The following is a 17,756-nucleotide window of genomic DNA, read 5'->3' on the forward strand; positions in this document are numbered from 1 at the left end:
AAGGCACAACACCGTCCCAGTACCTAATCTGCCGCCTCAGTTGAGCGTCTGTCTTTCGAGCCATACTCCCTAGTTTGCATCGGCCGAGTCTCGTCAATCGGTTATCCACAAAATGACAGCCTGTGAGCGAAGTTCCCTGAGAACCTGGGACTCCCGCGGCCCGCCATTCAGGAAGGAAAAGGCACCTAGCAAGGTGAATCCTCCTCAATTCCGCCCTATTTGAGTGCCATCTCCTTCCAGCGTGACACAACGCGGTCGAGCAAGAACACCAACCCCATAACGCAGAAGCGCCCCACCAAAAGGCGGGGGCGCTTCGCATTGGTCTGAAAGTTATCGACGCAGACCAAGGCGCTCGATGAGCGAGCGGTAACGCGTGATGTCGACGTCCTGGAGGTAGCCCAGGAGGCGACGACGCTGACCAACGAGCAGCAGCAGGCCACGGCGCGAGTGGTGATCGTGCTTGTGATCCTTGAGGTGCTCGGTCAGATCCTTGATGCGGCGGGTGAGCATTGCAACCTGAACCTCTGGGGAACCGGTGTCACCAGGCTTGGTTGCATACTCGTCGATGATTGCTTTCTTGACCTCTGCGGGCAATGCCATAGTAGGTCCCCTTTCAGTTGCTGCGCGGCGCTATCAGCAGGATGCTGGAGCTCTCTTTATCCGCGGCCGTTCTAACGGCAACCTGTACATACTAGCACCCGTAATCCCGACATCAACCCGAAACACAGTTGTGATGCCCGCTTCACGCCACGGTGACGGACTCGAAACAGCCGCGACAGAAACTGTTCGCAGGGACGATCCACTCGCCCGGGGAGACTAAAGGAGGCACCACCATGGAAGCCACAGATGTTTGGGCACTCGCGAGCACAGCGCTCGTACTCATCATGACACCGGGGCTCGCGCTCTTCTACGGCGGGCTCGTGCGGGTCCGCTCGGTCGTCAACATGATGCTCTTCAGCGTCAGCGCGATGGGCGTAGTTGGGGTCCTGTGGATCCTGATCGGCTACAGCATGAGTTACTTCGCCGACGGCGAGAGTGGCTTTGCTGGCAGCCCATTCAAGGACTTCGGGCTGGTGAACACGGATCCGGCATCCTTCATCGGGGTCGGCTTTGGCGCCGTCTTCGCGATGATCACGACGGCACTCATTTCGGGCGCCATCGCTGACCGTGTTGGCCTCGGCTCCTGGGTGCTTTTCTCGGGCGTCTGGGCGACGTTGGTCTACTTCCCGGTGGCAGCCTGGGTGTGGGGCGGCGGCTGGATCATGCAGCTCGGCACCTGGCTCGGCACCCCCGACGTGATTGACCTCGCGGGCGGCACGGCGATCCACATCAATGCTGGTGCGGCAGCGCTGGCCCTCGCGATCGTGGTTGGCAAGCGCCGCAATTTCGCGCCGGGATCGCACAAGCCCCACAGTATCCCACTCGTCACCATCGGCGCCGCGCTGCTGTGGTTCGGGTGGATCGGCTTCAACGCCGGACTCGCGACCGAGATTGGTGAGGCGGGCCTGATCCTGGTCAACACCCTCGCCGCTCCCGCTGCAGGCATCATCGGCTGGATCATCACCGACGTTGCCCGCGGTAAGAAGCCCGGTGTGGTCGGTGCCTCGTCGGGCGCCATCGCGGGCCTCGTCGCCATCACACCCGCCGCCGCGAACCTCTCACCACTGTGGGCGCTACTGCTCGGCCTGATCGCTGGTGCGGCCTGCGCCGTGGCCATCGACCTCAAGTACCGCCTGGGCTACGACGACTCACTCGACGTCGTTGGTCTCCACCTCGTCGCAGGTGTCATCGGAACGCTTTACCTCGGCTTCTTCGCCTTCGAAGACGGCCTGTTCACGGGTGGCAATGGCGGACTGCTGCTCGTACAAGCGATCTCGGTGGTCGGAGTCGCTACTTATTCCTTCGTGGTCTCCATGATCATCGCAAGGGTCGTCAAAGCACTCACTGGCCTGCGAGTGCCACGCGAGGTCGAAGAGGCCGGGATCGACACCTTCGCACACGGCGAGGAGGCCTACGACTACCTTCCCGACGCGAGCGCGGCACGGCAGCCCGTGCCTGTCGGAGGTGCCAGGTAGGGTCGAACCATGACGGCAACCACTCACGCAGACCCCACAGAACTCGCAGCAATCGCCAGCAGGATCGCGCGCACCGCAGGCAAACGAATCCTTGAACTGCGCGGCACCGGGGTCACGGTTGCCGCCACCAAATCAAGCATCGTCGACATGGTCACCGAGGCCGACCGCGAGTGCGAGCGACTGGTTGTCGCAGCGCTGCGGGAGGCCCGGCCAGACGACGGCATTGTTGGTGAAGAGGGGGCAGCAATCGAGGGATCGAGTGGGATCACCTGGGTGATTGACCCGATCGATGGCACCACCAACTACCTCTACGACCTGCCCGTCTACGCGGTGAGCATCGCGGCCACAGTGCCCGATGCCACCGCGTTTGCGGATGGCCGCCGCGCTGTCGCTGGAGCCGTCTACAACCCCTGCACCGATGAGCTGTTCGAGGCCACCGAGAACGGCGGCGCACGTCTTGACGGCGCGCCGATCCGCATCTCGGAAAAAGATGAACTTGCAACGGCGCTCATCGGCACGGGTTTTGGCTACACGGTCGAGCGGAAACACGAACAGCTCGAAATGCTCGGCAGAATCCTGCCCCGCATTCGCGATATTCGCCGTATCGGCTCGGCCGCCTACGACCTCTGTCTTGTCGCGGCCGGACGCCTCGACGCGTTCTTCGAAAAGGGCCTGCAGCCCTGGGACTACGCCGCGGCGGCCCTGATCGCGCGCGAGGCGGGAGCCACGATCCTTGGCCGCGACGACACCACTCCCCCTGGTGAACCGCTCATATTTGTGGCCGATCCGAGCCTGGTGAATGAATTGCGGACGGTTGTGTTGGATCACCCGCGAGAGTAACCAGTTCGCCCAGGCCTACCAAAAGGGACTCGGCGACTAACCTTCCCAGCCCGCGGCAAGCGCGGTCAGTGTCTGTGCGTGCTGCGCAAGCGCCGCCGCGGGATCCTCGGCGCGACCGACCGCGATCCCAAGCAGAAACGTCGTCAGCGGGGCTGCGGGCCGGGCAACGTCGTGGGCGACGTCACGGGCAACATCGAGCAGCGTGGCGATGTTGACGGCCTCGGGGTCAAGGCCGAGTTCCGCCGCCGCCGCGGCAAGCCAAGAGTCGAGTGCCTCAGGAGGCAGGTGTTGGGGGTTGCTCATGGTGTTCTCCTTTGTGCGTTCAGGGTTCGCGCCCGCTCAAGGTCGTCGGGGTTGTCAATGTCAACCGTCACCTCGGGTGGGGCATCGATCCAGAGTAGGTCGAGAGAACCGAGCAGTCTGCGCAGGGGGGCGTTGGCGACCTCGCCCCCAAGCTGGAGGGCCACGGAACGCAGTGCATCAACTCGGTACAGTCCTGCCAGCCACTGGGGGCAACCTTCGCTGTCACGAAGCGCAAGGCCGTCTGCGGAGACGTCAATGTGCTGCCCCACCAAGATCTCACAGACCTTGTCAGGCCGCACCAGGTCGCAGGAGAGCAATAGCCCCCATTCCGAGCGCAGCACCGGCAGGGCTGCCGCGAGCGCTGCCAGAGGTCCCGCGAACGGTGGATCTTCGCGCACAACTACCACCCCGTCGGCACCAGCGTGATCAGGGCCGACTACAACAACCCGGTCGGCTCCTGCGGCGCGCGCAGCACCCACTGCGCGATCAACCAGGCGCTCACCACCAAGCGTCAGCGTGGCCTTGTCAACACCTCCAAGCCGGCTGCCTCGCCCTCCGGCTAGCACAACCGCGTCAAAGCTCACGCAGTTCACGGTGCAACCAGGATCACGGGCACGGTATCGCCCGCAACAACGTCGCCACGATCGGCCTCAACCAGTGCGTACCCGTTCGCGGCACCGTGCCCACCCACCGCGTGCGAGACACCGCGGGGGTTAACTGCGGGGGCACAGCTCAGCATGGGCGCGCCGCCTGACTCAACTACCGGGCGCACAACAACAGGCAGCACCTGCAGCCGCCCCTCTGCCCCGCGCCAATCGGCCTCAGCAACGGCGGGTACGGGAATCCTATGCACTTCACTTCGCCCCTGCATCGCGAGCAGAGCTGGTCGTACAAACAGTTCGAAGCTTACTGCCGCGCTCACCGGGTTTCCCGGCAGGGCAAACACAAAGGCACCGCCGCTGAGTTTGCCCGCGCACTGCAGTTTTGCAGGACGCACCGCGACTCGCGCCGCGCGCACAGCGGGCTCGGCCTCCAGCGCGATTCTCACAACGTCGTGTGTGCCCGGCCCGATCCCACCCGTTGTCATAACGACGTCGAAGCTCCCGCCAAGTTCACGCAGCAGGTGTGCCAGCGAGGCAACCTTGTCATCACTGTGATGCACTTCAACAGCCTGAACTCCACACTCGCGCAGCAGACCGGCAATAAGCACAGAGTTGGACTCCGGGATCTGGCCGCGCTTGAGCGGCTCCTCCGAGCCTCGAAGCTCCGATCCGGTCACCACAACCGCCACACGAGGCACCTTGCGCACTAACACGCGCTCCACCCCCGCTGCGGCGAGCGCCGCGAGTCGAGCCGCCCCGAGCAGGTCACCCGCAGTCGCGAGCACACTCCCTTCTGAAATGTCTTCACCCCTGCGTCGCACATTCGCGCCGACCGCAACAGCGGCCTGCACAACAACGGAATCAGTTGCCCAGGATCCGTCGCCTTTGTCACCCCGAGTGAGTTCGACCGGAATCACGGTGTCTGCAGCGGTCGGCACTGGCGCACCGGTCATGATTCTGACGGCGTCTCCGCGGTCTAGGCTCGGATCCGAGGCGCCCCCGGCGAGCACCTCTCCCACGATTCGCAAAGTCATCGGGCTGTCAGGTGCCGCATCCGCAACATCTGCGGCGCGAACCGCGTAGCCATCCATCGCCGAGTTATCCCAGAGAGGCAGCGACAACGGGGATTTCACATCCGTAGCGAGAGTCAGCCCGTGTGCCTCGCGCACGGCTACCTCATCAATAGGCAAGGGCCCCACGCGCTTCAGCACCCAGTTCAGCTGCTCCTGCGCTGTGTTGACTCGCGCTGTGGACCGCACGGCACCACCTCTTTTCTCTGCATGACCACGGCAGATTTACGCGTGTGGTCTTGCTCTCAGTGAGTATCAATGCTATCCAAGGAGTGTGTCTCGCATAGCCGCACGTCGCAGAGTCACCCGCATGACCGTGGGTGGACCAGTTTCTCAGCGCGCCGATTTCCTCACCGTCGAAGAACCACTGGAGATTCGTGTGTTCGGTAAATCGCTGGCGGTGACCATGCGTACCCCCGGACACGACGTAGAACTTGCAGCGGGTTTTCTCGTCTCGGAGGGTGTGATTCACCACGCTGAGCACTACTCGACCGCCAGGTATTGCGCGGGAGCTAGTAGTGACGACGGCAACACCTACAACGTGCTTGACGTGACGCTGGCTCCCGGTGTCGCACCTCCCGACCCGAGCCTGGAACGCAATTTCTATACAACCAGCTCGTGTGGACTCTGCGGCAAAGCTAGCATTGACGCGGTTCACACGGCCTCCCACTACACGGTCGCCGAGGATCCGCTCTCAATTGATGCCGCGAAGCTCGCGACGTTTCCTGACCTACTTCGAGCCGAACAGGCGGTGTTCGACCGCACTGGTGGCCTGCACGCGGCCGCACTCTTCGACGCTTCAACCGGCGAGATGCTGGTGTTGCGCGAAGACGTTGGCCGCCATAATGCGGTCGACAAGGTTGTCGGTTGGGCGCTCATGCACGATCGACTTCCCGCCCGCAACTGCGTCCTCATGGTGTCTGGCCGCGCGAGCTTCGAGCTCACGCAGAAAGCCCTCATGGCGGGGATCCCGATGCTCGCCGCGGTCTCGGCTCCTTCATCACTCGCTGTTGACCTCGCAAACGATGCTGGCATGACGCTCGTTGGATTTTTGCGAGGCCCCTCGATGGTTGTGTACAGCCGCGCAGACCGCATTACCAGCAATACCGGCTCCGCCGATCCTGACCCAACCCCACCCCTTCAGAAAGCAGCGCAGCTATGACCCCCAAACCCCTCGAGAACGATTTTTCTGACGCTGACATCGAGATTTCGGAACCAAAAACTCACGCGGTGGGCATCGAGGGGGTCTATCACTCGATGGAACCCGCGATCAAGCAGATGGGTCTCGCGCGCACCGCGAAGCTCATGACAAAGATCAACCACAAGGACGGCTTCGATTGCATGAGCTGCGCGTGGCCAGACCCTGATCACCGAAAGGTTGCCGAGTTCTGCGAGAACGGTGCGAAGGCTGTGACGTGGGAGGCAACGCCGCTCAAGGTCGAGCGATCCTTCTGGCAGGAGCACTCGATCTCATCACTCGAAGACAAAACCGAGTATTGGCTCGGCATGCAGGGGCGGCTCATTGAACCCGTCTACAAGGCAAAAGGATCAGACCACTACGCACCCATCAGTTGGGACGACGCCTACACCGTCGTCGCGAAGCACCTGAACAAACTCGCGGACCCCAACGAGGCCGCGTTCTACACGAGCGGTCGCGCCTCGAACGAGGCCGCGTTTATCTATCAGCTCCTCGCGCGCGTGCTTGGCACCAACAACCTGCCCGACTGCTCGAACATGTGCCACGAATCGACCGGCACCGCCATGCTGCACACGGTTGGCATCGGCAAATCAACCGTTTCCTACAGCGACTTCGGCAAGGCCGACCTCATCATTGTGATGGGCCAAAACCCCGGCACTAACCATCCGCGTATGCTCACGGCGCTGCAAGAGGCGAAACAGCACGGCGCGCGAATCGTCGCGGTGAACCCGCTTCCCGAGGCCGGGCTGATCGGGTACAAGGATCCGCAACGCGTGCGAGGGTACCTCGGTAAGGCTACGCAGATGGCGGATCAGTTCTTGAAGATCCGCTCGGGCGGAGACATGGCGCTACTTCAGGCGATCTCGAAGCGGGTGCTTGAGGCCGAGGCGGAGTACCCCGGTGAGGTGCTGGATCACGATTTCATCGAGCGGCACTGCGACGGCTTTGAGGCATTTGCCGAGCACATGGCAAAGGTTGACGAGCGCGAGGTTGAGCGGGCAACGGGCCTCTCGACGGCCGAGATCGACGAGCTGGCCGACCACTATCTGAGTTCAGAGCGTGTCATTATTTGTTGGGCCATGGGGATCACGCAGCACCGCAAGGGTGTCGATACGATCCGCGAGATTATCAATCTGTTGCTGCTGCGCGGCAACATCGGAAAGCCAGGCGCGGGGGCATCCCCCATTCGCGGCCACAGCAACGTGCAGGGTGACCGCACGATGGGCGTGTGGGAGCAGATGCCCGACTCGTTCTTGGACGCGCTCGGCAAAGAGTTCAACTTTGATCCGCCGCGCGATCACGGTGTTGACGCCGTGCATGGTATCCGCGCCCTCGACGAGGGCAAGATCAAGGTGTGGATGAGCCTTGGCGGCAACCTGCTCGGCGCGATCTCTGACACCCACCTCGCCGAGTCGGCCATGCGCAAAACCGCACTGAGTGTGCAGTTGTCGACAAAACTCAATCGCTCGCACGTTGTGACCGGTGAGGAAGCGCTCATTCTGCCCGTGCTCGGCCGCACCGAGGTCGACGAGCAAGCCTCGGGTCCGCAGTACATCACGGTCGAAGACTCGGTGTGTGCCGTCCACGCGTCGCACGGCCAGGTCGCGCCTCTCTCTGATCAGCTGCGATCCGAGACCGCGATTGTGGCCGGCATCGCACACGCCACATTTGGGGATCGTCACGGCATCGACTGGCCCGCCATGATTCGCAACTACGATGTGATTCGCGATCACATCTCGCGGGTGGTGCCCGGCTGCGAGAGCTACAACGAAAAGACCCGCACCCGCGATGGTTTTGTGCTGCCAAACGGCCCGCGCGACTCACGCACCTTCCCAACGGAAACCGGCAAGGCGCGCATCACCGTGAACGAACTCGAACATGTCGAGTGCCCTCCTGGGCGGCTGATTCTGCAGACAGTGCGCTCACACGACCAGTTCAACACGACCATCTACAGCTTGAACGACCGCTATCGCGGCATCAAAAAGGGTCGCTACGTCATTTTTGTGCACCCCGACGACATCACGGCGCTTGGGTTAACCGACGGCCAGACGGTCGATATTTACAGCGAGTGGAAGGACCAGCCGGACCGGGTGCTGCGCGGCTTCCGAGTGGTCGCGTTTCCGACGGCACGCGGCTGTGCTGCAGCGTATTTTCCAGAGGCGAACGTGCTGATCCCACTCGACAACACCGCCCTCGAGAGCAACACCCCCGTGTCGAAGGCAGTTGTCGTCCGGCTCGAACCCTCAGCGACCCCCGCCGGAGTGGGGCGTCCCGTCACGGTGTAGGCATGCAGCGTTGTAGACGGGCAGGGTTGTAGAAAAGCAGCGGAGTAAACGCTCAAAAAATGCGCTCTGTCGATTATTTCCGGCGGATTCGCGAGCGCGGTTTTGTGGCCTGCGAGACGATGGCGATGGTTATGTTCAACTCGCCATCAGGAGGCATTTACTCATGGAACTGACACCACAATCAAGAGAAATCGTTGCCGCGACGGCGGGGGTCGTCGCAGAACACGCCAACGCAATCACCAAGGTCTTTTACCCAGACATGTTCGCGGCACACCCCGAGTTGCTCCGTGTGTTCAACGTTGCCAACCAGGCAATCGGTGAGCAGCCGCAGGCTCTCGCCGCCTCGGTCGTTGCCTTTGCCGTGCAGCTGATCGATCCGAACGCACCCGACTTCACACCGGTCATGCAGCGCATCGCTCACAAGCACGTGTCGCTCGGCATCAAGGCTCCCGAGTACACGATCGTCGGTCATCACCTGTTGAAGGCGGTAAAGACCGTTCTCGGTGACGCCATCACCCCCGAGGTTCACAACGCGTGGGACGAGGTCTACTGGCTCTTCGGCACCGCACTCATCGCAGAAGAGGCGAAGCTGTACGCACTCGGCGGCACCGACCCCGAACACCCCTGGCGGCAGTACCGCGTCGTCGAGCGCATTGAGGAGGCCGACGAGGTCTTTTCGCTGTTGCTCGCTCCCGTGTCTGGTGAGGTACCCGAGCATCGCACGGGCCAGTACGTCGCAATCGCGGTTGATCTGCCGGGCGGCGCACGCCAGCCGCGTCAGTACACGATCTCTTCGGGCCCGCGCGGTGATTCTCTGCGAGTGACCATCAAGCGTGTGCGCGGCGTCGACGGCAACCCCGATGGCCAGGTTTCGGGCTGGTTATTCGAAAACGCGAAGCCCGGCACGATCCTCGATGTGTCACAGCCCGCGGGTGACGTGGTGCTCGACGAATCAGATTCACCCCTCGTGTTTGTATCTGCGGGAATCGGCATCACCCCGGTCGCCGCGATCATGGAGGATCTCTCACGTCGCCAGCCCGACCGCAAGATCCGCATGTTCCACGCGGACAAGTCCCACAAGCAGCACGCACTCTATGACGGCCTCCGCCGTCAGGTGCTCGCGATGAAAGACGCGAAGGCGCAGAACTGGTACGAGGACGGTGCTGAGACCGCCCCAACCCTGCACCCGGCGCGCAGCGGCTTCATGGATCTTTCTGACGTCGAGGTTCCGGCCGAGGCCCACGCCTTCATGTGTGGTCCACTGCCGTTCATGCAGGTTGCACGCCACGAGTTGATCGCAAAGGGCATTCCGAGCGAGAACATTCACTACGAGGTATTTGGCCCCGATCTCTGGGCGCAGAATCCGGTGTAAGCCTTTACGGGTTTTGCCGCAGAGCGGCGGTCGATCCAATTTGGATCGACCGCCGCTTGAGCGTTCGCTACCTATTGGCGGCCGAGGGAGCGCCAATCCCCGGATCAATCTGAGTGGGACCGGCGGCTGACGGCCGCACGTCGAAGTCGAAGATCTCCGTGGGTAGGTACACCGTCGAGCATGAGTTCGGAATATCCACGACACCCGAGAGCCGCCCCTCTATCGGGGCAGCACCCAACAGCAGGTACGCCTGCTCGGGGCTATAGCCAAACTTGGTGAGGTAGTCGATCGCGTGCAGGCAGGCGCGCTGGTACGACAGGTGTGAATCGAGGTACTTCTGCTCACCGTCGAGCGTGACCGAGGTACCCGAGAACGCCAACCAGTGGCTGTAGTTTGGCTCAACATTGCCCGGCATGAAGATAGCGTTTTCGCTCACGCCATACGTCTCCATCCCGCCCTTGATGATGTCGACGCGCAGGTCAATGAACCCACCCATTTCGATGGCACCGCAGAAGGTGATCTCGCCGTCTCCCTGAGAAAAATGAAGGTCGCCGACCGACAGGTTGGCACCGTCTACGAACACCGGGTAAAAGACACGGGATCCCTTTGTAAAGTTTTTGATGTCTTGATTGCCACCGTTTTCGCGCGGGGGTGCGGTGCGAGCGGCTTCAGAACCGACTCGCGCCCACTGATCCCGAGCCAGCCCTCCTAAGACCGCGTGCTCGGCCTCGGGTGGTAACGCGAGCGGGGGAACACGATCGGGATCCGTGGCAATCAGAGCACCCTCGCGGTTATTCCAGGTGGCGAGCAGGCCTGCAGAGGGCGCGGTACCCATGAGACCGGGATGAATAATTCCCATGAATGAGACACTCGGAATGTGTCGCGAGGTAGCCGTCTGACCCGAGAAGTCCCAAATGGCCTTGTACGCATCGGGAAACTGGTCCGTGAGAAAGCTGCCGCCATTCCCCTTGGAAAAGATGCCAGTGTAGCCCCAACCCTGCCCGGCGAGAGGGCCCGAATCTTCCTGCGGGATCGGACCAACATCGAGAATGTCGACGATAAGCAGGTCGCCCGGTTTTGCGCCCTCAACCCGAAAGGGACCGCTCAGGGTGTGCACCGTGAGCAGGGGCGCTTCAAGAATGTCTTGCGCTGAATCGTCGTTGTGGATCGCGCCGTCAAACCACTCGCGGCAATCAACACGAAAACTCTCGCCCGGTTTCACCGTGGCCACTGGCGGAATTTCGGGGTGCCAGCGGTTATGCCCCAGCTTTTCCTGCTCCGTAAACTTTTTTGATGAGTCGAGCGGAAAAAGGTTCTTTGGCATCGTGGATACTCCTTTTGTTTGTGAGGGCTGGGCGCCTATGCCCTTGGTAGTTTCGCGTGAAGAGGGTTCTGGGTGACTCGCTGGGGTCGCGCCACTCCGCGCGATGGCAAGCGGTCGACCACTGCGGGTTCATGGGCGCTGCGCGCCGTGTGATCAAGGAGTTGGAAGGCGGCGCTACTCGTTGCAGAAAGATGCGGTGCCGTGATCACGCGCTTCGCGAGCCCGCCACAGTTGCGGCACTCCGCGGTTGCAGGCACCTCCGCCATCGAAAAGAGGGCGTCAAAGTAACAGCCTTCGGAACACCGGAACGTGTAAGTGGGCATTTATGTTCTTCCTCGCTCCATCGCGTGCAAAGGCTGAGGATGACAGCGGGGGCATCCCCTTCGTGCAGTGTTTGGTCGTGCAGTGCTTGACCATCTCACCGTTGAGCTGATCGAGCACTATCTGGGACGCTATCGAGCTTCATTTGAGAAGTCAATGACTTATTTCAGGCTTCTCGCTCCACGCTTGCGCAGGTAGAGCTCTATGCTGGCAGTCATGACGTATTTCAGGACCAGCGTGTTCTTGACGTCGGTTGCGCTTTTGGGAGCGGTCTCTCTTCTTCTCACCGGATGCGCTTCCCCAGCGAACACTGCGGAGGGCGACGAACTGCAGGGTGAGCTCTCCGTCTTTGCCGCAGCCTCGTTACAACCAGCGTTTGAGTCGCTGGGCGAATCCTTCACCACAAAGCACCCGGGGGTTACCTTTTCCTTCAGTTTTGACGGCTCCTCTGTGCTCGCCACTCAAATCTTGAGCGGTGCACCCGCCGACGTATTTGCGTCCGCCGACGAGGCAAACATGAAGAGAGTAGAGGAGCCCGGCCTCAACGTTGGCACACCAAGCCTTTTTGCAACGAGTGAACTCGTCATTGCGGTAGCACCCGGCAACCCGCTCGATATCAGGTCACTTGCGAGTCTCGCGAACCCCACTGCGAAAGGCACGGATCCAACCGTGGTCATCTGCGCAGCGGAGGTGCCGTGCGGAGCGGCCTCACGAAAGCTGCTTGACCGCGACGGGGTGATGCTCACACCGGCAAGCGAGGAACAGAACGTAACCGCGGTACTGACCCGGGTGCGAGAGGGAGAAGCTGATGCAGGCCTTGTCTACGCCTCTGACGTGCTGCGCTCAAAGGGTGAGGTCGAGGGCATCCCGATCAAAGACGCGGCAGACGCGGCCGGCAGTTACCTTGCGGTGCCGCTGCAAGACTCGAGGCTGCCAAAAGAAGCCACCGCATTCGTTGAATTCTTGAACACCGAAGAGGCACGCACACTGCTCACGAAACTCGGGTTCCGAACACCGTGAGACGATCAGACACACCAACTTCCCTGCCGGTTGCCATCTGGGCACCCGCGGGGTTGGCTGCTGCTGTGCTGTTACTGCCACTGGCTGCGCTCTGCATTCGGGTCGATTGGGTGCAGGTTCCCGCGACACTTGCCTCCCCGGCGGCGCTCAGTGCGCTTGGGCTCTCATTACTCACGGCTAGCATCGCCACGGTGCTCTGCGTGCTGCTGGGGCTCCCCCTCGCTCTTGTGATAGCGCGAGCACCAGGTCCGCTCGCGACCGCTCTTCGCGCGCTCACAACACTTCCACTTGTGCTCCCGCCGCTCGTCGGGGGTCTCGCGTTGCTTTCGCTGCTCGGACGAGGAGGTGTGCTCGGTGATTGGCTTGCAGAACTCGGGATCCGAATCCCCTTTACCACCGCGGCCGTTGTAATCGCACAAACATTCGTCGCACTGCCATTTCTGGTGATCTCGGTGGAGGGTGCGCTACGCAGCCTCGACAGTGGCTACGAGCACGTGGCCGAGAGCCTGGGCGCACGACCCTGGACGGTACTGCGCCGGGTCACTCTTCCACTACTCGCGCCAAGCCTCGGAGCGGGCGCGATCCTGTGCTTCACCCGAGCACTCGGGGAGTTTGGCGCAACCGCCCTCTTCGCGGGAAACTCCCCGGGCACAACCCGAACCATGCCCCTCGCAATCTACACCGCGTTTAATGGTGCCGGAGTCACGCAGGATACGGCACTTACGCTGTCACTATTGTTGGTGCTTGTGGCGATCGTTGCGCTAATGTTTACGCGCGTGCGCCCTGCCGGGTTGGCCTCATGAGCGGGTTAGAGTGCACGGTTCGGGTGCAACGCGGAGCCTTTGTGCTCAGCGCGGCTGTGCGGGCTGAGCCGGGCGAGGTGCTCGCCGTGATAGGCGCGAACGGCGCAGGTAAGTCAACGCTGCTCGGAGCGATCGCGGGCACTCACCCTATTTCTAGGGGGTCGGTGCGTCTGGGGTCGCGTGTTTTATGCTCGCGAGAAGACTCAGCCCCAGCGGTCTCGCTTCGCCGTGCAGCCCGTCGTGTTGGTTTCCTTGACCAGCGTGCACGTCTTTTTCCCCACCTCAACGCCCGCGCAAACGTTGCTTTCGGAGCTCGAGCTCAGGGTGTGAACCGGCGCGCCGCCGAGGCGGCAGCCGAAGAGTGGCTGGTGCGTCTTGGGCTCTCCGGTCGCGCTGATGCCAAAGCGAGCGAACTCTCTGGAGGCCAACAGCAGAGGGTCGCAATTGCCCGCACGCTCGCGGCCAGTCCAGAGCTTCTCCTACTCGACGAACCCTCGCGGCACTCGATGTCGCGAGCAGCACCGAACTGCGCGAACTGATCAAAACGGAGGCACTCCGCCAGCAGATCCCGGTGCTGCTTGTTACTCACGATCCAATCGACCTCATCACTCTCGCCGACCGTGTTGTGGTGTTTGAGTCCGGTGAGATTGCGCAGTCAGGAACCGTGGCAGAGGTGCTGGGGTCCCCCGCAACCCCTTTCGCTGCGGCGTTCACTGGGCGCGTGCTTGTTCGGGGCATCGTTGGAAGCAACGGAAGATTGAAGATTGCGGCCCCGCTTCGAGAGCTCCACGGAACCGGCGACCTTCCAGTTGCCGGTCAAGCGGCGGTCGCGAGCTTTGAAGCAGCAACTGTTCGAGTGGTTTCCGATCCTGAGCGAAGCGCCACCACTGAAAACTCATGGATCGGCACAATAGCTGTGGTTTCGGCTGGGGCGACCGGAGTGCGTCTCGAGTGTGCTGAATGGCCGGGGGTATACGCGGAACTGCCGGTTGCTCGAGCCTTTGAACCATGGATCACCGTGGGTGCCCGAGTTCGTTGGGAATTACCGATTGAGGCCGTGCGATTTGGGCACTCCGGTCATCTCGTGAGAGCTTACGATTTTCAGGACCAGCGCTGATGGTCATCAACCCCAGTGTTATGGTCGTGGGGCGGGCGCAAATGCGCGGCAAAATCCCAGGGAGGTGCTTTTGGTGTCGACGGTCCCCGTGAATCCCCCGCGGTCACGCCAGCTTCCATCCACTGGGCTGCTCGATGCCCGGCAGCGACCGCTACGAGACCTGCGTATCTCAGTGACTGACCGCTGCAACTTCCGCTGCGTCTACTGCATGCCAAAGGAATTGTTCGGGCGCGACTACCAGTTTCTCGAGCGCAATGAACTCCTGACCTTCGAAGAGATCGAGCGCGTCGCCCGAGTCTCAGTGAGCCTTGGCGTACGCAAGCTCCGCATCACAGGTGGCGAACCACTGCTGCGGCGCGGCATTGAGAACCTCATCGCCAAACTCGCTGCACTGCGCACCCCCGATGGCGAGCACGTCGACCTGGCCCTCACAACCAATGGCTCGGCACTGCCCGTCAAGGCCATGGCTCTGCGCGAGGCCGGTTTGCAACGGGTCACGGTCTCAGTCGATTCGCTCAAAGAGGACCGGTTTCAAGCGATCAACGACGTGAAATTTTCACTCTCCCGTGTACTCGACGGTATCGTCGCGGCAGAGCACGCGGGTCTCGGCCCGGTGAAGATCAACGCGGTTATTAAACGCGGTGTCAATGATGACGAGGTATTGGCGCTCGCCGAGCACTTTCGAGGAACCGGCCGCACCCTGCGCTTCATCGAGTACATGGATGTAGGGTCGTCGAACGGCTGGGAGATGGGCGACGTGGTTCCCTCCGCAGAGATCTTGCGCACCATCAACGAAGCGCACCCGCTCGAACCGCTCGAACCCAGTCACCCTGGCGAAACCGCGAAGCGGTGGCGCTACATCGATGGCTGTGGTGAGATCGGATTGATTTCAAGCGTGACCGGAGCGTTTTGTGGCACCTGCACCCGCGCTCGCATTTCCGTCGAGGGCAAACTCTTCACGTGCCTTTTCGCAACGAAGGGCACCGACCTCCGCTCACTACTCAGGGGTGGCGCAGACGACGAAGCGCTCGCCGCCGCGCTCACGGGGCTCTGGAACGAGCGTGACGATCGATACTCTGAGCTGCGCTCGAGGCTCTCCACGGAGAGTTCCCCCACCCGCCAACGCATCGAAATGTCTTACATTGGCGGTTGATCCACACAGGTCCTGTTAGGCTCGCAGTTCTGGAAACGGTAGCGAAACCGCGACCTGTGATCTCTCAACCTGCATAAGATGCAGTTTGCAGACCCCGGGGTCACAAAAGGGTGCAACTGATCCGCCCGCAGCGGCCCCTCGGTAATGGCAAGCATCATGTTAATCAAACCGAGGTGAACCGAGCACACCATGTCTTGATGCTCGGCGACCATTGACTTGAACGGGCACGAAAACAGATTCACTTCAAGGTTGGGGTGATCGGTTTCGGGGTCAAAACCGACCTGGTCAAGGTGATCTTCAAGAATCTCGAGTTGAGTTCTGATCGCTTCGTCGCTTGACTCGGCGAGCGAGTCCTCAATGTGTTGCCCCATCACAATCCGCTTAAACATGTCGGCCCGGTTCTGGGCTGATGCCAGCTTGCGTTCACCAATCTCATCGAGGTCTTCGTGACCGATCCGGGCCGAGTAGAACACTTTTGGGCGACCGCGGATTCTACGTTCCTCACTGTGCGCCAAAACAAACCCGTCTTCCACGAGTCGTTGCAGGTGCTCGTGAACCGTATTGTGGTGCAGGTTGACTTCCGCGGCGAGTTCCCCGGCGGTTTTCTCCCCCCGCTGCTGCAGAACAAAGAGCAACTGCACTCGACTCAGCGAAGACAGCGTTCGATAGGTACTCATGTGGTCAAGAGACACGGTCGTGTGTGCCTCTGCTGTCGATCCCCACCCACTCAGAGGTTCCGGCGGTGAAGTGCTGCCGCTTCCAGATCGGCACCTCGTGTTTGATTCTTTCGACCAGACGCTCGATAGCGGCAAACGCCTCCGCGCGATGGGCGGAAGATGCCGCGGCGACAAGCGCCGAGTCGCCTATTTCGAGCGAACCGATCCGGTGCACCGCCGCCAGTCGCAGGCCTGCGTCCGCCTGTTCCTCAGCAACCAGCTCCCGCAAGAACCGTTCGGCCTCCGGGTGTGCACTGTAGTCGAGTGCGTTGACGCCTTCGCCCCATCGTGGTTGCGAATCACCCCGTAGAAGACCACCGTTGCACCAAACTCAGGTGCATCAACCGCGTCACGCACCGCGGCTTCGTCAATCGGCTGGTCGGTTATCTTCGCATAAACCTCGGTCATCGTGCACTTCCTTCAAGTAGCTGTGGGGCGATCCTCGCGAGTTCTTGCACCCCTCCCCGTAGGAAGCGCACATCTCTGTTACCGCGTGCGATGAGAATTCTTGCGGCACGGATCGAACGCGGGTCACGCTCGCAATACACGATAGCGGGGGCTGTGACAGGTGCGGATCCGGCTTCCATTTCGTCCAGCGGAAGCGAGTCAGAATCGAGGATCCGTAGCCGTTCCCTCTCCTGAACCGTACGAACGTCGAGGAGCGCTGGTTTCCCTCCATCGTGCAATAACTCAAGGAATTCGGCGGCCGTCACGGAGGGCGGTTCGGGATCGGAGCCCGCACAGAACAGCTCATAGTCAATGAGCTCGGTCACCGGCTTCGCGGCGGGTTCTCGCTTGAACGCAAGTTCTCTGGTCTGTGCACGAAGTGAATCGTAGACCACCACTCTGCCGAGCAGCGGATCACCGATTCCAGCAATCAGTTTCAGCGTCTCTGTAGCAAGCAGCGAGCCGATCGTGCCGCACAGCCCGGGCAACACACCACCGGTGCCGCAGTCAACGACATCTTCGGGCGCAGGAGGGTTCGGAAACAGGTCGCGATACCCGGGGTGGTGGGGCCGCCACGACACCCCGACCTGGCCGTGGTACTGCAGGATCGACCCCCACACGAGCGGCAGACCAAGAAGCTCAGCGGCATCGGCAACGAGGTAGCGGGTCGGAAAATTGTCGCTGCCGTCGACGATCAGGTCGTAGCCGCCAAAGATATCGAGGGCGTTTTCTGCGGTGAGTCGTGTGTTGTGCTTCACAACGTGTATCGCGGGATCGAGAGCGCCCACAGCATCGGCGAGCGAGTCCACCTTTGATCTGCCGATATCTGCGGTGCCGTGCGCGATCTGCCGATGCAGGTTTGAGAGCTCAACACGATCATCATCGATTATTCCGATCGTGCCCACCCCCGCTCCGGCGAGGTAGGGCACACTCGCGCTACCCAGCCCGCCAGCCCCGACAACAAGCACACGTGCTGCACCAAGCCTGCGCTGCGCTTCTTCACCAAACCCGGGCAGCAGCATCTGACGCTGCGCACGCGAGCGCTGCTCCGCGGTCAGTTCCGGGCCTTCTTGCAGCAAGGGTTCCATAGTCGCCAGTCTAGATTGTGGT

At 61.7% G+C, this 17,756-nt stretch carries 18 protein-coding genes and 1 pseudogene; 10 read left to right on the forward strand and 9 right to left on the reverse strand.

What is annotated here, in order from left to right:
• Positions 1-330: 330 nt before the first annotated feature.
• Positions 331-600 (reverse strand): 30S ribosomal protein S15, encoded by a 270-nt coding sequence (gene rpsO, locus G7066_RS10135; protein WP_166289323.1) that lies wholly within the window; start codon positions 598-600, stop codon positions 331-333.
• Positions 601-833: 233 nt separating this feature from the next.
• Between rpsO and G7066_RS10140 the strand changes: the two genes are divergently transcribed.
• Complete coding sequence (locus G7066_RS10140; RefSeq protein WP_166330852.1) at positions 834-2,075, forward strand: ammonium transporter; 1,242 nt, start codon at positions 834-836, stop codon at positions 2,073-2,075.
• 9 nt (positions 2,076-2,084) lie between these two features.
• The gene (locus tag G7066_RS10145) at positions 2,085-2,915 is read left to right on the forward strand and encodes an inositol monophosphatase family protein (RefSeq protein WP_166330854.1); all 831 of its coding nucleotides are present in this window, start codon (positions 2,085-2,087) and stop codon (positions 2,913-2,915) included.
• Between the two features lie 36 nt (positions 2,916-2,951).
• On the opposite strand, the gene G7066_RS10150 is transcribed toward G7066_RS10145, so the two are convergent.
• Genes G7066_RS10150 through G7066_RS10160 form a run of 3 tightly spaced genes read right to left on the reverse strand, consistent with a single transcriptional unit; the run spans position 2,952 to position 5,079 of the window.
• Complete coding sequence (locus G7066_RS10150; protein ID WP_166330856.1) at positions 2,952-3,218, reverse strand: DUF6457 domain-containing protein; 267 nt, start codon at positions 3,216-3,218, stop codon at positions 2,952-2,954.
• The gene (mobA, locus tag G7066_RS10155) at positions 3,215-3,802 is read right to left on the reverse strand and encodes a molybdenum cofactor guanylyltransferase (protein WP_166330858.1); all 588 of its coding nucleotides are present in this window, start codon (positions 3,800-3,802) and stop codon (positions 3,215-3,217) included. Before mobA ends, G7066_RS10150 begins: the two co-directional genes overlap by 4 nt.
• A 5-nt stretch (positions 3,803-3,807) precedes the next feature.
• Positions 3,808-5,079: a molybdopterin molybdotransferase MoeA gene (locus tag G7066_RS10160; RefSeq protein ID WP_166330860.1), complete on the reverse strand. Its 1,272-nt coding sequence runs from the start codon at positions 5,077-5,079 to the stop codon at positions 3,808-3,810.
• A gap of 85 nt (positions 5,080-5,164) precedes the next feature.
• Here G7066_RS10160 and fdhD point away from each other — a divergent pair, with 85 nt between their 5' ends.
• From fdhD to G7066_RS10175, 3 genes are all read left to right on the forward strand, one after another.
• Positions 5,165-6,052: a formate dehydrogenase accessory sulfurtransferase FdhD gene (gene fdhD, locus G7066_RS10165; protein ID WP_166330862.1), complete on the forward strand. Its 888-nt coding sequence runs from the start codon at positions 5,165-5,167 to the stop codon at positions 6,050-6,052.
• Positions 6,049-8,373 (forward strand): FdhF/YdeP family oxidoreductase, encoded by a 2,325-nt coding sequence (locus G7066_RS10170; RefSeq protein WP_166330864.1) that lies wholly within the window; start codon positions 6,049-6,051, stop codon positions 8,371-8,373. The genes fdhD and G7066_RS10170 overlap by 4 nt, the downstream gene beginning before the upstream one ends.
• Before the next feature lie 163 nt (positions 8,374-8,536).
• Positions 8,537-9,745 carry a globin domain-containing protein gene (locus tag G7066_RS10175; RefSeq protein ID WP_166330866.1) on the forward strand — a complete coding sequence of 403 codons (1,209 nt, stop codon included), beginning with the start codon at positions 8,537-8,539 and terminating at the stop codon, positions 9,743-9,745.
• 67 nt (positions 9,746-9,812) lie between these two features.
• Here the strand turns inward: G7066_RS10175 and fmdA are convergent, their stop codons facing one another.
• Complete coding sequence (gene fmdA, locus G7066_RS10180) at positions 9,813-11,069, reverse strand: formamidase (RefSeq protein WP_166330869.1); 1,257 nt, start codon at positions 11,067-11,069, stop codon at positions 9,813-9,815.
• 35 nt (positions 11,070-11,104) lie between these two features.
• Positions 11,105-11,392: an FmdB family zinc ribbon protein gene (locus G7066_RS10185; RefSeq protein ID WP_166330871.1), complete on the reverse strand. Its 288-nt coding sequence runs from the start codon at positions 11,390-11,392 to the stop codon at positions 11,105-11,107.
• Positions 11,393-11,606: 214 nt separating this feature from the next.
• Here G7066_RS10185 and modA point away from each other — a divergent pair, with 214 nt between their 5' ends.
• The 5 genes from modA to moaA all read left to right on the forward strand — a co-directional run bounded on the left by modA (position 11,607) and on the right by moaA (position 15,483).
• Complete coding sequence (modA, locus tag G7066_RS10190) at positions 11,607-12,410, forward strand: molybdate ABC transporter substrate-binding protein (protein WP_166330874.1); 804 nt, start codon at positions 11,607-11,609, stop codon at positions 12,408-12,410.
• A complete protein-coding gene (locus G7066_RS10195; protein WP_166330876.1) occupies positions 12,407-13,213 on the forward strand; it encodes an ABC transporter permease in 807 nt (268 codons plus the stop codon). The genes modA and G7066_RS10195 overlap by 4 nt, the downstream gene beginning before the upstream one ends.
• Complete coding sequence (locus G7066_RS10200) at positions 13,210-13,752, forward strand: ATP-binding cassette domain-containing protein (RefSeq protein WP_166330878.1); 543 nt, start codon at positions 13,210-13,212, stop codon at positions 13,750-13,752. The genes G7066_RS10195 and G7066_RS10200 overlap by 4 nt, the downstream gene beginning before the upstream one ends.
• Before the next feature lie 32 nt (positions 13,753-13,784).
• Positions 13,785-14,330 (forward strand): ATP-binding cassette domain-containing protein, encoded by a 546-nt coding sequence (locus tag G7066_RS10205; RefSeq protein ID WP_166330880.1) that lies wholly within the window; start codon positions 13,785-13,787, stop codon positions 14,328-14,330.
• A 73-nt stretch (positions 14,331-14,403) separates the two neighbouring features.
• Positions 14,404-15,483, forward strand: coding sequence for a GTP 3',8-cyclase MoaA (gene moaA / locus G7066_RS10210; RefSeq protein ID WP_280116155.1), 1,080 nt, complete (start codon positions 14,404-14,406; stop codon positions 15,481-15,483).
• Here the strand turns inward: moaA and G7066_RS10215 are convergent.
• The 3 genes and pseudogenes from G7066_RS10215 to G7066_RS10225 form a co-directional block, all read right to left on the reverse strand.
• Entirely contained in the window at positions 15,468-16,160 is a 693-nt protein-coding gene (locus tag G7066_RS10215) for a helix-turn-helix transcriptional regulator (protein WP_166330884.1), read from the reverse strand. The genes moaA and G7066_RS10215 overlap by 16 nt on opposite strands.
• A gap of 4 nt (positions 16,161-16,164) precedes the next feature.
• A pseudogene (locus G7066_RS10220) lies at positions 16,165-16,607 on the reverse strand (molybdenum cofactor biosynthesis protein MoaE).
• On the reverse strand, positions 16,604-17,734 hold the full coding sequence (locus tag G7066_RS10225; protein WP_166330886.1) for a ThiF family adenylyltransferase: 1,131 nt from the start codon (positions 17,732-17,734) through the stop codon (positions 16,604-16,606). Before G7066_RS10225 ends, G7066_RS10220 begins: the two are co-directional and overlap by 4 nt.
• Positions 17,735-17,756 lie beyond the last annotated feature (22 nt).

This window comes from Leucobacter coleopterorum (genome assembly GCF_011382985.1).
In the GTDB taxonomy this organism is placed as follows: domain Bacteria; phylum Actinomycetota; class Actinomycetes; order Actinomycetales; family Microbacteriaceae; genus Leucobacter; species Leucobacter coleopterorum.

Coding starts and splice junctions, on each gene's coding strand:
- rpsO (WP_166289323.1), bottom strand. CDS start 600: ATGGCATTGCCCGCAGAGGTCAAGAAAGCAATCATCGACGAGTATGCA.
- G7066_RS10140 (WP_166330852.1), top strand. CDS start 834: ATGGAAGCCACAGATGTTTGGGCACTCGCGAGCACAGCGCTCGTACTC.
- G7066_RS10145 (WP_166330854.1), top strand. CDS start 2,085: ATGACGGCAACCACTCACGCAGACCCCACAGAACTCGCAGCAATCGCC.
- G7066_RS10150 (WP_166330856.1), bottom strand. CDS start 3,218: ATGAGCAACCCCCAACACCTGCCTCCTGAGGCACTCGACTCTTGGCTT.
- G7066_RS10170 (WP_166330864.1), top strand. CDS start 6,049: ATGACCCCCAAACCCCTCGAGAACGATTTTTCTGACGCTGACATCGAG.
- G7066_RS10175 (WP_166330866.1), top strand. CDS start 8,537: ATGGAACTGACACCACAATCAAGAGAAATCGTTGCCGCGACGGCGGGG.
- fmdA (WP_166330869.1), bottom strand. CDS start 11,069: ATGCCAAAGAACCTTTTTCCGCTCGACTCATCAAAAAAGTTTACGGAG.
- G7066_RS10185 (WP_166330871.1), bottom strand. CDS start 11,392: ATGCCCACTTACACGTTCCGGTGTTCCGAAGGCTGTTACTTTGACGCC.
- modA (WP_166330874.1), top strand. CDS start 11,607: ATGACGTATTTCAGGACCAGCGTGTTCTTGACGTCGGTTGCGCTTTTG.
- G7066_RS10200 (WP_166330878.1), top strand. CDS start 13,210: ATGAGCGGGTTAGAGTGCACGGTTCGGGTGCAACGCGGAGCCTTTGTG.
- G7066_RS10215 (WP_166330884.1), bottom strand. CDS start 16,160: ATGAGTACCTATCGAACGCTGTCTTCGCTGAGTCGAGTGCAGTTGCTC.
- G7066_RS10225 (WP_166330886.1), bottom strand. CDS start 17,734: ATGGAACCCTTGCTGCAAGAAGGCCCGGAACTGACCGCGGAGCAGCGC.